The following is a 14,438-nucleotide window of genomic DNA, read 5'->3' on the forward strand; positions in this document are numbered from 1 at the left end:
GGCTGCGATCGGCCCGACTTTCGGGGCGAGGTGTTCGCAAAAAAGGCATTAAATTGGTACTACAAAGAGTGTTGACGGGAGAGGCGAAATGCGAGCTAAATAATTAAAACAACATAATAAATCAGACCCTCGGAAAACATGGGTCGGTTTAGACCAAATACCAAGCTGCTTAAGGATCGTACGTCTCATAAAGTTCAGGAAAATAAGCAGCTTAGAACTTTGCGCCGGGTCCGCCCGCCGCCTTATCGTCTCTCCGTATGCAGTCCGGAGAGGTACTTAAATGGTCTGCTTCATGCTTGCCGGCGAGGCGTTGCAGCGCTCTCGCGCCGATCGGCTCAAATAAGGGGGATAACAACATGATCGAGCACAAGATTCCGGCTTCCGCCACCCGTGGTCGCCACAAGGCCTTCGCGCTGGCCCTGTTGGCCGGCGCCTGCTTCTCCGACGCCGCCCTGGCCCAGACCGCTCCGGCCCCCGCGGCCGAGTCGGTCGACGAGGTGGTGGTCACCGCCTTCCGCAAGAGCCTGGCGACCGCCCTCGAAACCAAGCGCAAGGACATCCGCGTTTCGGACGGCATCTCGTCCGAGGACATCGGCAAGTTCCCGTCGGAAAACATCGCCGAAGCCATCCAGCGCATTCCCGGCGTCCAGATCTCGAACATCAACGGCCGGGGCTCGACGATCAGCATCCGGGGCCTGGGCCCGCAATACGCCCTGACCACGGTCAACGGCCAGGCATTCAAGAGCTCTAACTTCACCGACGGCTTCCGCTACGACGTCATCCAGACGGAGCTGGCCTCGGGCATCCAGGTCTACAAGTCGCCGACCGCCGACATGGACGCCGGCGGGCTGGCCGGTACGGTCAATATCGACACCGTCCATCCGTTCGACGTGAAGGGCCGCCAGCTCATCCTGGCCGGCAAGATGCAGAAGCAGGACCTGATCGGCGGCGACCCGACCGGCAAGTACGGCCTGACCTATGTCGACCATTTCTTCGACGGCAAGCTGGGCGTGTTTCTGGGCGGCGGCTATCAGGAGCTGAAGGACCGCGGCGACTATCTGTGGATGGACCGCTGGACCGTCAGCAACGGCACCTACACGCCGGCCCGCCTGCGCTATCGCCGCATCGACCGCGAGACCAAGCGCTCGATGATCAACGGGGCGATCCAGTACAAGCCGACCAGCGACCTGCAGATCGACCTGATCGGCACCTACGCCAAGGACAAGACGACCCAGGACATCCACCAGCAGGTGTTCCTGTTCACGACCCCCTCGGCCTCGAACGTCGTGCCGATCACGGTGACCAACGGCACCGCGACCAAGATCCAGGTGAACAACTTCCGCCTGGAGAACAACCACCAGTTCGAGAACCGGCCGCAGTCGACCGGTGCCCTGACGACCAACATCCACTACACCGGCATCGAGAACTGGGACTTCAAGGCCGTCGGCCATTATTCGCGCGGCAGCGCGCAGCACAACGAAGAGGCCGCGATCCTGGGGATCAACATCCCCAGCGCCACGGTCGACATCAGCAACCCGAAGAACATCGTCTTCTCGACGTCGACGGCGCTGACCGACACGGCCCAGTACAATCCCGCGACCCTGATCCGGAACACCTATCCGAACGGCGCGTATCGCTCGATCGACTCCTACGAGGACGCCGGTCAGTTCGACGCCAAGCGCTACATCGACTACGGGTTCCTGGAATCGATCGCGGTCGGCGCCAAGATCCGCAAGGAAGTGCTCAAGCGCTACGTGGTCCGCAAGGACGGCCAGAACACCATCCCGGCCTCGTACTCGCCGACCATGGCCGCCACCGGCATCGCCATCACCAACTTCCTGGACGGCGACATGACCCTGCCGGCCGCCTGGGTGTCGCCGAACCTCGACGCCTATCGCGCCGCGCTGAAGGCCCAGGGCGTCTCGATCTACGAGGCGTTCGATCCGGCCGGCAGCTTCCGCGTCGAGCGTGAGCTGACCTCGTTCTACGCCATGGCCAACCTGAAGGGCGAGGTGCTGTCCAAGACCTTCCGCGGCAATGTGGGCGTCCGCAGCGAAAGCACCGACCAGACGGTGAAGGGCTATATCGGCGGAGCGGCCAACCCGCAGAACACCGAGGTGAAGCTGGTCGCGGGCACCTACACGACCAAGAAGTCGTACGACAACATCCTGCCGTCGGCGAACTTCAGCGTCGACCTGACCGACAACCTGCTGCTGCGCGTCGCCGCCGCGAAGGTGCTGGTGCGTCCGATCATCGACTCCAACAACCAGCTGGCCACCACGGTGACCACCGCGACGGACACCACCGGCCACAAGGTCAATACGATCTCGATCGGCCAGGGCGACCTGAACCCGATGACGGCCAACCAGCTGGATGTCAGCCTCGAGTACTATTACGGCCAGGGTAACGGCCTCAGCGCCGGCTTCTTCTCGAAGAAGGTCAAGAACGGGGTCTACACCTCGGTCATCTGCCCGACCTCCTACGAAGGCACCGCGCTGTCCAAGGACGCCAGCAACGTCTGCGTCTCGGCGGCCGGCGACACCTACTCGATCACCCAGAGCTTCAACGACAACAAGACGGTCGACATCCACGGCTACGAGCTGAACTGGCAACAGTCGTTCGACGCCTGGCTGCCGATCGACGGCTTTGGCCTGATCGCCAACTACACCCACGTGAACCCGGCGACCTCGACGACCGGCTTCCGTCTGGCGAACCTGTCGGAGCACACCGCCAACGGCACGGTCTACTGGGAAAACCAGACCTTCAGCGCCCGCCTGTCGGCCAACTACCGCAGCGCCTATGACCAGACCTCGGTGGAGAGCTTCTTCTCCGGCCCCCTGGGCCACACGGTCGCCTCGCGGACCCAGTTCGACCTGAACCTGGGCTACAACTTCAACGAACACCTGAGCTTCGCCTTCGCGGCGATGAACATCAACAACGCGCAGGAGAAGGCCTATCTGGGCAACTCCAGCCGCTGGCAGATGTCGTCGGCCACCGGGCCCAGCTACTACCTGTCGTTCCAATACAAGATGTAACGCGCTTGGCGCGGCGCTCTCGTCCTCCCCGAGCGCCGCGTCCTTCCCGGGCCGTCCGTCGGACGGACAGGCCTTTTCGACTGGCGCCCGCCGTTTCATTCTCCTGAACGGCGGGCGTCCTTTTCATAAGATTCTATGCCGATGAACGCATATCCGAACCGACGTCAGGCGCTGCTCGCCGCGATGGCCGCCGCGGCCGCGCCGTCCGCCTTCGCCGCGAGCAAGGCCGAAGGCGGGACCGCCGCGGCCAAGGCCAGCCTGGAGCGTCTGTTCGGCAAGCGTCTGGCTGGCGCATCGCTGACCCTGGCGCCCGACGGCGGCCAGCCCTGGTATTCGGTAAGCGGCAAGGCCGGAAAGGTCGCGATCGCTGGCGACAGCCCCGTGGCCCTGGTGCGCGGCGCCTATGCCTATCTGCGCCAGACGGGCCTGGCCCATGTCAGCTGGGAGGGCGACAGGGTCGCCCAGGGCGGCGCCTTGCCCGCCGTCGCCAGCGGCAAGGTCGAGACCCCGTTCCGGCATCGCGCCTATCTCAACACCTGCACCTATGGCTACACGACCCCCTGGTGGGGCTGGACGCGCTGGACCCGCGAGATCGACTGGATGGCGGCGCACGGCGTCGACATGCCGCTGGCCATGGAAGGCCAGGAATATGTCTGGCGGGCCCTGTGGCGCGAGTTCGGCCTGAGCGAGGCCGAGCTGGCCGACTATTTCTCGGGCCCGGCCTTCACGCCGTGGCATCGCATGGGCAACATCGAGGGCTATCGCGCCCCGCTGCCCGGAAGCTGGATCGACAAGAAGAAGACCCTGCAGACCCAGATCCTGGGCCGCATGCGGTCGCTGGGCATGACCCCGATCCTGCCGGCGTTCGGCGGCTACGTGCCCAAGGCCTTCGCCCAGAAGAACCCCAAGGCCCGCATCTACCGCATGCGGCCGTGGGAAGGGTTCCACGAGACCTACTGGCTGGACCCGGCCGACCCGCTGTTCGCCAAGATCGCCGGCCGGTTCCTGGCGCTGTACACGCAGACCTACGGGACCGGGACCTACTATCTGGCGGACTCGTTCAACGAGATGCTGCCGCCGATCAACGCCGACGGCGCGGACGCCCGCGACGCGGCCTATGGCGACGGCGCGGCCAACACCGCCGTGACCAAGACCAAGATCGAGGTCGATCCGGCTCTGAAGGCCCAGCGCCTGGCCGACTATGGCAAGGCGATCTACGATTCCATCCGGCAAGCCCGGCCCGACGCGGTGTGGGTGATGCAGGGCTGGCTGTTCGGCGCCGACAGCCACTTCTGGGACCCCACGGCGATCTCGGCCTATTTGAGCCGGGTCCCCGACGACAAGCTGATGATCCTGGACATCGGCAACGACCGCTATCCGGCCGTCTGGAAGAACGCCAAGGCCTTCGGCGGCAAGCCGTGGATCTACGGCTACGTCCACAATTACGGCGGCAGCAATCCGGTCTATGGCGACCTAGACTACTACCGGCAGGATATTCCGGGCGTCGCGGCCAATCCCGACAAGGGCAAGCTGGCCGGGTTCGGCATGTTCCCCGAGGGGCTGCACAACAACTCGATCGTCTACGAGGCCGTCTACGACCTGGCCTGGGGCGCGGGGCAGGAGAGCACGGCGGCCTGGCTGTCGACCTACGCCCGCTCGCGCTATGGCCGCACGACGCCAGAGCTGGACTCGGCCATGACCCTGCTGGTCCAGGGCGCCTATTCGACCCGCTACTGGTCGCCGCGCTGGTGGAAGAGCAAGGCCGGGGCCTATCTGTTCTTCAAGCGCCCGACGGCGACCGTGGCCGACTTCCCGGTTCATCCGGGCGACCGCGCCAAGCTGGACGCCGCCGTCCGCGCCCTGGCCGCCCAGGCTCCCGCCTACGCCGACCAGCCGCTGTTCGTGCGGGACCTGGTCGACGCCGCTCGGCACCTGGCCAGCCTGCGGATCGACGACCAACTGCAGGCCGCCGTGGCCGCCTATCGCCAGGGCGACGTCGCCGGCGGCGACAAGGCCCGCGTACAGATCCAGGCCCTGGCCCTCCAGATCGACGCGCTGCTGGGCGTGCAGCCCGAGACCCTGGCCACCTGGATCGACGACGCCCGGGCCTATGGCGACACGCCGGCCGACGCCGCCGCCTACGTGGCCAACGCCAAGGCCCAGGTCACGGTCTGGGGCGGGGAGGGCAACCTCAACGACTACGCCTCCAAGGCCTGGCAGGGCCTGTATCGCGACTTCTACCTGCCGCGCTGGTCGCGGTTCCTGGACGCGCTGAAGGCGGCCGGGACGGGGACCTTCGATGAGGCCGCCATCACCAAGGACGGCGTCGCCTGGGAGCGCGCCTGGGTCGCCGCCGACACCGCCTATCGCCGCGAGCCGCCCGCTGACCCCATCGCCGGGGTCAGGCAGCTGATCGCCCGACTCGACCAAGCCGGCTAAGACCAAGATCGCCAAAGAGAAGAAGAACGGATGACCAAACCCGCCGCGCGCTTCCTGTCCCTCGACGTCTTCCGGGGCCTGACGGTCTGTCTGATGATCGTCGTCAACACGGCCGGTCCTGGGGCCAAGGCCTATACCCAGCTGGTCCACGCGCCGTGGTTCGGGTTCACGGCGGCCGACGCGGTGTTCCCGTCGTTCCTGTTCGCGGTCGGCTGCTCGATGGCCTTTGCGTTCTCGCGGCCGATCCCGGTCAACGACTTCCTGTTCAAGGTGCTGAAGCGCGGGGCCCTGATCTTCCTCCTGGGCTTCCTGATGTACTGGTTCCCATTCGTTCATAAGGTCGACGGGCACTGGGTTTTCAGCCCGCTTTCCGAGACGCGGGTGCTGGGCGTACTGCAGCGGATCGCGATCTGCTACGTGCTGGCCGCCTTCGCCGTGCGCTGGCTGTCGCCGCGCCTGATCGTCGTGCTGTCGGCCGTGCTGCTGCTGGGCTACTGGGCGATCCTGATGACCTTGGGCGATCCGGCCGCGCCGCTGTCCAAGCTGGGCAACGCCGGCACGCATCTGGACCTGTTGCTGATCGGTCAGAACCACCTCTATCGCAAGGACGGCGGCTTCGATCCCGAAGGCCTGCTGGGCGCGCTGCCGGCGACGGTCAACGTGCTGGCCGGCTACCTGGCCGCGCGGTTCCTCAAGGAGGCCCCGGACAGCCGCAAGGCCGTGACCCGCATGGCCCTGGCCGGCGTCGTGCTGATCGCCGCCGCCCTGGCCTGGAGCCTGGCGTTCCCCATCGCCAAGAAGCTGTGGACCGGCAGCTTCGTGCTACTGACCGTCGGCATCGATTTCGTCCTGCTGGCGGGGCTGACCGCCTTGCTGGAGGGCAAGGCGCCGAATGCGGGAACGCGTTTCTTCCAGGTGTTCGGCCTCAATCCGCTGGTCATCTACCTGTTTTCGGAACTGTTCGTCGTCGTGCTGAACATGATCGAGGTCGCGCCGGGCGTGACCGCTTACGGCTGGGTCGGGATCCATGTCTTCCAGGCCCTGGCGCCGGGCGCGCTGGGCTCGCTGCTGTGCGCGATCGCCTACATGCTGGTCTGCTGGCTTCTCGGCTATGTCATGGACCGCCGCGGAATCGTGGTGAAGCTTTGAGGAGCCCCGCCATGCGCCTGTCGGCCCGTATCGCCCTGGTCGCCGCCGCCCTGCTGTCGGCCTCGTCCGCCTGGGCCGCGCCTGTCGGCGATCGCCTGGAGAAGGTGGTCATCCTCAGCCGCCACGGCGTGCGCGCGGCGATGTCGACGCCCGAGCGGCTGGGCGAGGCCTCGGCCCGCCCATGGCCGCGCTTCGACGTCCCGCCGGGCCACCTGACCGCGCGCGGCGGCCAGATGATCACCCTGATGGGCGACTACTACCGCCAGCTCTACACGTCCGAGGGCCTGCTGAAGGCGGGCGACTGCGGCGCGGCCTACTACTGGGCCAACGTCACCCAGCGCACCATCGCCACGGCCGGCGCCTATGCCAAGGGGCTCACGCCCGGCTGCGCCAATCCCGTGAACACGGTGGGCGAAGGCAAGGACGATCCGATGTTCGAGCCGGTCAAGGCCGGCGTCGTTTCGCCCGACAAGGCCCTGGCCCACGCGGCCGTGGCCGGCCGGGCCGGCGGCGACCTGACCGCCTGGAGCGCCAGTCATCGTCAGGAAGTCGAACAGCTGGACGCCTTCCTGATGCAGTGCGCCAAGGGGCCGTGCCCGCCCGCGCCGGGCAAGCGCCGCGCCCTGGACGCCAAGCCCGGCTTCGTCGAGGGCGAGGAACTGGTCAGCCTGTCGGGGCCGGAAGCCTTCGCCTCGGGCGTCACCGAGAGCCTGCTGATGGCCTGGGCCGATGGCGGCGACTTCGCCGGCCTGGGCTGGAAGGGCGTCGACGAGGACGCCCTGACCCGGACCTTCTTCCTGCACCAGGCCGAGTTCGACCTGCGCCTGCGCACCCCCTATGTCGCCCAGGCGCTGGCCGGGAACATCACGGGCCGGATCCTCGACACCCTGGACGCGGGCGAGGCGCCCCTTGGCCCCTCCGGCGCCAAGCTGGTGGTGATCGCCGGCCATGACGGCACCCTGGCCGTGGTCGGCGGGCTGCTGCGGATGGAGTGGACCCTGCCGGGCTATCAGCCCAACCAGATCCAGCCGGGCGCGGCCCTGGTGTTCGAGCGCTGGCTGCGGGCCGACGGCGTCCGGGTGATCCGGGCGCGGTTCACCGGCCAGAGCCTCGGCCAGCTGCGCGCCGCCACGCCCCTGACCCTGGCGGCGCCGCCGCTATCGACGCCGGTGTTCATCCCCGGCTGCAGCACCGCCACGCCGGCCTTCGACTGCCCGGTCGCGCGCCTGCGCGAGGTGCTGGCCAAGCGCTGAGGCGCCAGGGTCGGCCCTTGACCCCGCAGGCGGCGCGGCCTACGCCCGAGCTACGAAGGCATGGAGGCCGTGAGGCCTCCGGGAATGCGGTGTGAAACCGCGGCTGCCCCCGCAACTGTGATCGTCCGTCGATCCTCACGGCTCAACGCCACTGGGACCTCGCGTCCTGGGAAGGCGCCGCGAGGGGAGGGCGTAAGCCAGGAGACCGGCCTTCGTGACCATGATGCAGGCCGGGCGGGGTGCACCGGTGCGGTAGAGCACGACCCGGGCGGCCAGACGCACCGAGTCCGCGCGCCGTCACACGCCCCGTCCGCCACCAGGCGGAGGCACGGACGATGGCGAGAATTCCAACCACGGTGGTGACGGGCTTCCTGGGGGCCGGCAAGACCACCCTGATCCGGCATCTGCTGGAGAACGCCGGCGGCCGACGCCTGGCCGTGGTGGTCAACGAGTTCGGCGACGTCGGCATCGACGGCGAGATCCTGCGCGGCTGCGGCGTCGAGGGCTGCGCCGACGACGACATCCTGGAGCTGGCCAACGGCTGCATCTGCTGCACCGTCGCCGATGACTTCCTGCCGACGCTGCGCAAGCTGATCGACCGGCCCAACCCGCCCGAGCACATCCTGATCGAGACCTCGGGCCTGGCCCTGCCCAAGCCGCTGGTCAAGGCCTTCACTTGGCCAGAGGTCCGCACCCGCGCCACCGTCGACGGGGTGGTCGCCATGATCGACGCCGACGCGGTGGCGGCCGGCCGCTTCGCTCACGATGAGGAGGCCCTGGCCAAGGCGCGGGAGGCCGACCCGACGCTCGACCACGACACCCCGCTGGAGGAGCTGTTCGAGGACCAGCTGGGCTGCGCCGACCTGGTGATCCTCAACAAGACCGACCTCGTCGACGCCGAGGGCCTGGCTCGCGTCGAGGCCGAGCTGGCCGTGCATCTGCGGCCCGGCGTCAAGGTGCTCCACGCCCGCCAGGGCGCGCTGGACCCGGCCGTGCTGCTGGGCCTGGGCGGCGCGGCCGAGGACGATCTCGACAGCCGGGTCTCGCACCATGACGGCGAGGACGACCATGACCACGACGACTTCGACAGCTTCGTGGTGCGCGGCGGCGCCGTGGGCGGCGTCGAGGCCCTGACCGCCGACCTGCGCGGCGCGCTGGAAGCCCACGACATCCTGCGCCTGAAGGGCGTGGTGGCCGTCGCGGGCAAGCCGGCCCGGCTGATCGTCCAGGCCGTCGGACCCCGCATCCAGACCTATTTCGACCGGCCCTGGCGCGAAGGCGAGGCGCGGGAGTCCGCGTTGGTGGTGATCGGCGAGAAGGGTCTGGACCAGAAGACCCTCGCCCCGCTGATCGCGGCGATGATCGCCTGATGCACCTGTTGGCGGTCCAGCCCGGCCAGGTCCTCGACGGCGAGGAGGCGGTCGACCTGGGGCAGAGCCCCGGCGACATCGTCGTCCTGTCGGCCGCCGACAGCGACCTGGCGTGCCTGTCCCAGGCGCTGGCCGGACTGCCCGACGATTTCCCGACCGTGCGCCTGGCCAACCTGCTGCGGCTCAAGCACCCGCTGTCGGTCGATCTCCATGTCGAGGCGGTGGTCGACAAGGCCCGGATGGTCATCGCCCGGCTGGTCGGCGGTCGCGCCTACTGGCCCTATGGCCTGGACGAGATCGCCGCCTCGTGCCGACGGCGCGGAGCGCTGTTCGTGGCGCTGCTGGATGAGGAGGCGGATGGCGAAGGGCTGAGCCTGTCGGTCGCGCCGCACGAGGTCTGCGACCGGGTCTTCGCCTATCTGCGCCAGGGCGGGATCGCCAACGCCCGCAACCTGCTGCTCTACGCCGCCGACCTGATCGGCAAGGCGCGAGGCGACTGGAGCGAGCCCGCGCCGCTGCTGGACGCCGGCTTCTATTGGCCCGGCCAGCGGATGACGGACCTGGCTGGCCTGAGCGCCGCCTGGTCGCCGGACCGGCCCAAGGCGGCGCTGGTCTTCTATCGGGCTCTGGTGGCGGCTGGGACGACCCAGGCGATCGACGCCCACATCGAAGCCCTGGCCGCGCACGGCTTCGACGTCGCGCCGATCTTCGTCCAGAGCCTGAAGAACCCCTTCGCCGCCGATCTAGTGGCCGAGACCTTCGCGCGCATTCAGCCCGACATCGTGCTGAACGCCACGGCCTTCGCGGTGTCCAGTCCCGGCGACGACCGCCGGGCCAGCCCCTTGGAGGTCGGCGGCGCGCCGGTGCTGCAGCTGGTGTTCGCGGGACTGGATCGCGCCGCATGGGAAGCCAGCGCGCGCGGCCTGGGCGTGCGGGACTTGGCCATGAACGTCGCCCTGCCGGAGCTGGACGGTCGGATCCTGGCCGGGGCCACGGCCTTCAAGGCGGCCCTGCGCCACGATCCGCGCACGCAGTGCGATGTCGTCAGCCACGCGCCGGCCGAGGACCGCATCGCCTTCGCCGCCGACCTCGCGCGGGGCTGGGCCGACCTGCGCCGCGCGCCGGCGGACCAGCGCCGCGTGGCCCTGGTGCTGGCCAACTATCCCAACCGCGACTCCCGGCTGGGCAACGGCGTGGGCCTGGACACCCCGGCCAGCGTCACCGCGATCCTGGCGGCGATGAAGGCGCGCGGCTACGCCGTTGAGAACGCTCCGGAAAGCGCCGCCACGCTGATGGATCGCCTGCGGGCGGGGGTGACCAACGCCGCCATGAGCGCGCGCGCGGCCGGGCCGGTGCTGGATCTCGACGCCTATGCGGCCTTCTTCGCGGCCCTGCCGGCGGCGACGCGCGCGGCGGTCACGGCGCGGTGGGGCGAGCCCCATGCCGATCCGTGGTTCGACGCCCTGGCCGACGGCTTTCGCCTGCCAGTCCACGTGTTCGGCAATGTCGTTGTCGGCGTGCAGCCGGCGCGCGGCTATAACATCGATCCGAAGGCGACCTATCACGACCCCGACCTGGTCCCGCCGCACAACTACCTGGCCTTCTACGCCTGGCTGCGGACCGCGTTCCGCGCCCACGCCATCGTCCATGTCGGCAAGCACGGCAATCTGGAATGGCTGCCGGGCAAGGCCCTGGCCCTGTCGGGCACCTGCTTCCCGCAGGCCATCGCCGGCCCGCTCCCGCAGCTCTATCCGTTCATCGTCAACGATCCGGGCGAGGGGACGCAGGCCAAGCGCCGGATCGGCGCGGTGATCATCGACCACCTGACGCCGCCCCTGACCCGCGCCGAGAGCTACGGCCCACTGAAGGCGCTGGAGGCCCTGGTCGACGAATATTACGAGGCCGCCGGCCTGGACCCGCGCCGGCTGAAACCCCTGCGCGACGAGATCCTGGCCTTGGCCGCCAGCCAAGGGCTGGACGTCGACTGCGGCATGGACCTGACGGACGAGGACCAGGCCCTGTCGGCGCTGGACAACTATCTGTGCGACCTCAAGGAGATGCAGATCCGCGACGGTCTGCACGTCTTTGGGGCTTCGCCGGAAGGCCGGTTGCGCGACGACCTGATCGTGGCCCTGGCGCGAACGCCGCGTGGCCTGGGCAAGGGGCGCGAGGCCTCGCTGCTGCGCGCCCTGGCCGACGACCTGGCGCTGGACCTCGACCCGCTGGACGCGCGGCTGGGCGACGCCTGGGATGGCGCCAGGCCGCCGGTGCTGGGCGATCTCTCGCCCGATCCCTGGCGCACGGTCGGCGACACGGTCGAGCGCCTGGAGCTGCTGGCCTCCGGATTGGTGGCGGGCGGCGAGGCCGATCCGGCCTGGACCCGGACGGCGGCCGTGCTCGACGAGGTGCGCGAGCGCCTGCTGCCGCGCGTCGAAGCCTGCGGCGAAGCCGAGATGGCGGCGCTGCTGGCGGGGCTGGACGGCCGCTTCGTCGCGCCGGGGCCCTCGGGCGCGCCGACGCGGGGGCGGCCAGACGTGCTGCCGACCGGGCGGAACTTCTATTCGGTCGACACTCGCGCCGTGCCGACGCCGACGGCCTGGCGCCTCGGCTGGCTCTCGGCCCAACTGCTGGTCGAGGACCACCTGCAGAGCGTCGGCGAGTATCCCAAGGCCGTGGCGCTGTCGGCCTGGGGCACGGCCAACATGCGCACCGGCGGCGACGACGTCGCCCAGGCCCTGGCCCTGATGGGCTGCCGACCGACCTGGGAAGCGTCCACGGGCCGACTGACGGGCTTCGAGATCCTGCCGCTGGCGACCTTGGGCCGGCCCCGGGTCGATGTCACCCTGCGGATCTCGGGTTTCTTCCGCGACGCCTTCGGGCCGCAGATCGACCTGCTGGACAGCGCCGCCCGGGCGGTCATGGCCCTGGACGAGCTCCCTGAGGACAATCCCGCCGCCGCCCGTTTCCGGGCCGAGGGTAGCGACGCGGCGGCCGGGGCGCGGGTGTTCGGCTCCAAGCCCGGCGCCTATGGCGCGGGCCTGCAGGCGCTGATCGACGAGAAGCTCTGGACCGACCGCGCCGACCTTGCCGAGGCCTTCCTGGTCTGGGGCGGCTATGCCTATGGCGCGGGCGGGGAGGGCGAGGCCGCTCGACCGCTGCTGGAGCGCCGGCTTTCGGCCGTCGACGCGGTGATCCACAACCAGGACAACCGCGAGCACGACCTGCTGGACAGCGACGACTACTACCAGTTCGAGGGCGGGCTGACCGCCACGGTCACCGAGCTGAAAGGCGCCGCGCCGCGCGTCTATCACAACGACCATTCGCGGCCCGAGCGGCCGGTGATCCGCACGCTGGAGGACGAGATCGGCCGCGTCGTCCGCGCGCGCCTGGTGAACCCCAAGTGGATCGCCGGCGTCATGCGCCACGGCCACAAGGGCGCGTTCGAGATCGCCGCCAGCCTCGACTACCTGTTCGCCTTCGCGGCCACGACGGGGGCGGTGCGCGACCACCATTTCGACCTCGCCTACGCCGCCTTGCTGGCCGACAACGACGTCGTCGAGTTCATGCGCGACGCCAATCCCGACGCCCTGCGCGAGGCCGCCGAGCGCTTGCTGGAAACGATCGCGCGCGGCCTGTGGCGGCCCAAGTCCAACAGCGCCGCCGAACACCTTCACCAGCTCGCCCGGATCCAGGAGACCGCCCGATGACCGACGCCACGGAAGACGCCGACCTCAACGCCAGGCACAACGCCAAGATGGCCAAGATCCAGACGGCGCGGGCCAAGATGATGGCCGAGCGCCAGATCGAGAAGGGCCTGCTGATCGTCAACACCGGCACGGGCAAGGGCAAGACCACGGCCGCCCTGGGCATGGTCTGCCGCGCCATCGGCCACGGCCAGAAGGTTGCGGTCATCCAGTTCGTGAAGGGGGCGCTGAAGACCGGCGAGAAGGTAGTGTTCGACGCCTTCCCCGACCAGGTCGAGTTTCGGCCAATGGGCGAGGGCTTCACCTGGGACACCCAGGACCGCGCCCGCGACATCGCCGTGGCCCGCGAGGCCTGGGAGGCGGTCAAGGCCCGCATCGCCGATCCGGAGATCGACATGGTGGTGGCCGACGAGCTGAACATCGTGCTGCGCTACGAATATCTGCCTGTCGACGAGGTGGTCGAGGCGATCGTGGGGCGGCCTGAGGGCAAGCACGTCATCGTCACGGGCCGCAACGCTCCCCAGGCGCTGATCGACGCTGCTGACCTCGTCACCGAGATGACCATGGTCAAGCACCCGTTCCGTAGCGGGGTGAAGGCCCAGGCGGGGATCGAGTTTTGACCGACGCCTTGACCCGCCGCGCCGTGGCGGCGGGCCTGCTGTTCCTGACTGGCGGCGCGGCCGAGCCGGCGCCGCGCCGCGTCGTCTCGATCGGCGCTTGCCTGGACCCGATCCTGCTGGCTCTGGCCGATCCCGGCCAGATCGCGGCCCTGAGCCACTTCGCTCGGGATCCCCTGACCTCGACGGTCGCAGAGCAGGCGCGGGGCTTCGCCATCACGCACGAGAGCGCCGAGGAGGTGGTGGCCCTGGATCCAGACCTGGTCCTGGCCAGCAAGCGCTCGGGCCTCTACGCCCGCACCGCCCTGAAGGCGCGAGGGCTGCGGGTCGAGGAGTTCGACGTGCCCAGCAGCGTCGAGGCCAGCCTGGAGCAGGTGCGCACGATCGCGGCCCTGGTCGGGCAGCCTGATCGCGGGGAGGCGTTGGTCGCGCGCATCGAAGCGGCCCTGGTCGCCGCAGCGCCGAAGCCCGGCGAGCCGCGCCTGCGGGCCCTAGTCTATCAGTCCGGCGGGTTGGCGGCCGGGCCAGCGACGCTTTTGGGTGAAATGCTGGAACGCTGCGGCTTCGAGAACGGCGCGGCGCGCTATGGCCTGCGCAAGTGGGGATCGGTGTCGCTCGAGCGGGTCCTGGCCGACCCGCCGCAGGTGCTGCTGGCCGGCGCGAGGGCCGAGGGCGCGCCCAGTTGGGCCGATCGCGTTATCGACCATCCCGCGCTGGAGAGCCTGCGGCCGCGCACGTTCCGGGGCAGCTTCTCCCAAAAGCTGATCTATTGCGGCGGACCGGTGCTGATCGAGACCGCCAGGGTCCTGGCCAAGGCGCGGCGGCGGGCCGAGGTCTGGGCCCGCCAGCGGCCCTTGCGGGACTGATCGCG

The 14,438-nt window shown here is 69.2% G+C and carries 8 protein-coding genes and 1 riboswitch; all 8 genes read left to right on the forward strand.

Translation table 11 applies throughout. From position 1 onward, the window contains the following. Window positions 1-257: 257 nt before the first annotated feature. Window positions 258-3,035, forward strand: coding sequence for a TonB-dependent receptor (locus K8940_RS09070; RefSeq protein ID WP_411675588.1), 2,778 nt, complete (start codon window positions 258-260; stop codon window positions 3,033-3,035). Between the two features lie 135 nt (window positions 3,036-3,170). Next, window positions 3,171-5,474: an alpha-N-acetylglucosaminidase gene (locus K8940_RS09075; protein ID WP_223394876.1), complete on the forward strand. Its 2,304-nt coding sequence runs from the start codon at window positions 3,171-3,173 to the stop codon at window positions 5,472-5,474. A 30-nt stretch (window positions 5,475-5,504) separates the two neighbouring features. Further along, window positions 5,505-6,623, forward strand: a complete 1,119-nt coding sequence (locus K8940_RS09080) for an acyltransferase family protein (RefSeq protein ID WP_223394878.1) — start codon at window positions 5,505-5,507, stop codon at window positions 6,621-6,623. A gap of 11 nt (window positions 6,624-6,634) precedes the next feature. After that, window positions 6,635-7,876: a histidine-type phosphatase gene (locus K8940_RS09085; protein ID WP_223394880.1), complete on the forward strand. Its 1,242-nt coding sequence runs from the start codon at window positions 6,635-6,637 to the stop codon at window positions 7,874-7,876. A gap of 39 nt (window positions 7,877-7,915) precedes the next feature. Continuing rightward, window positions 7,916-8,105, forward strand: a riboswitch (cobalamin riboswitch). A 106-nt stretch (window positions 8,106-8,211) separates the two neighbouring features. Continuing rightward, window positions 8,212-9,246: a cobalamin biosynthesis protein CobW gene (gene cobW / locus K8940_RS09090; RefSeq protein ID WP_223394882.1), complete on the forward strand. Its 1,035-nt coding sequence runs from the start codon at window positions 8,212-8,214 to the stop codon at window positions 9,244-9,246. Beyond that, window positions 9,246-12,953 (forward strand): cobaltochelatase subunit CobN, encoded by a 3,708-nt coding sequence (gene cobN, locus K8940_RS09095; protein WP_223394884.1) that lies wholly within the window; start codon window positions 9,246-9,248, stop codon window positions 12,951-12,953. Before cobW ends, cobN begins: the two co-directional genes overlap by 1 nt. Continuing rightward, entirely contained in the window at window positions 12,950-13,570 is a 621-nt protein-coding gene (gene cobO, locus K8940_RS09100; RefSeq protein WP_223394886.1) for a cob(I)yrinic acid a,c-diamide adenosyltransferase, read from the forward strand. Before cobN ends, cobO begins: the two co-directional genes overlap by 4 nt. Beyond that, a complete protein-coding gene (locus K8940_RS09105; RefSeq protein WP_223394888.1) occupies window positions 13,567-14,433 on the forward strand; it encodes an ABC transporter substrate-binding protein in 867 nt (288 codons plus the stop codon). Before cobO ends, K8940_RS09105 begins: the two co-directional genes overlap by 4 nt. Window positions 14,434-14,438: the final 5 nt, after the last annotated feature.

Origin of the sequence: Caulobacter segnis, assembly GCF_019931575.1 — a bacterium.
GTDB lineage: Bacteria > Pseudomonadota > Alphaproteobacteria > Caulobacterales > Caulobacteraceae > Caulobacter > Caulobacter segnis_C.

What these genes read in the sequence shown, in the direction of transcription:
- K8940_RS09070 (WP_411675588.1), top strand. Translation starts at nt 258, where the DNA reads ATGCAGTCCGGAGAGGTACTTAAATGGTCTGCTTCATGCTTGCCGGCG.
- K8940_RS09075 (WP_223394876.1), top strand. Translation starts at nt 3,171, where the DNA reads ATGCCGATGAACGCATATCCGAACCGACGTCAGGCGCTGCTCGCCGCG.
- K8940_RS09080 (WP_223394878.1), top strand. Translation starts at nt 5,505, where the DNA reads ATGACCAAACCCGCCGCGCGCTTCCTGTCCCTCGACGTCTTCCGGGGC.
- K8940_RS09085 (WP_223394880.1), top strand. Translation starts at nt 6,635, where the DNA reads ATGCGCCTGTCGGCCCGTATCGCCCTGGTCGCCGCCGCCCTGCTGTCG.
- cobW (WP_223394882.1), top strand. Translation starts at nt 8,212, where the DNA reads ATGGCGAGAATTCCAACCACGGTGGTGACGGGCTTCCTGGGGGCCGGC.
- cobN (WP_223394884.1), top strand. Translation starts at nt 9,246, where the DNA reads ATGCACCTGTTGGCGGTCCAGCCCGGCCAGGTCCTCGACGGCGAGGAG.
- cobO (WP_223394886.1), top strand. Translation starts at nt 12,950, where the DNA reads ATGACCGACGCCACGGAAGACGCCGACCTCAACGCCAGGCACAACGCC.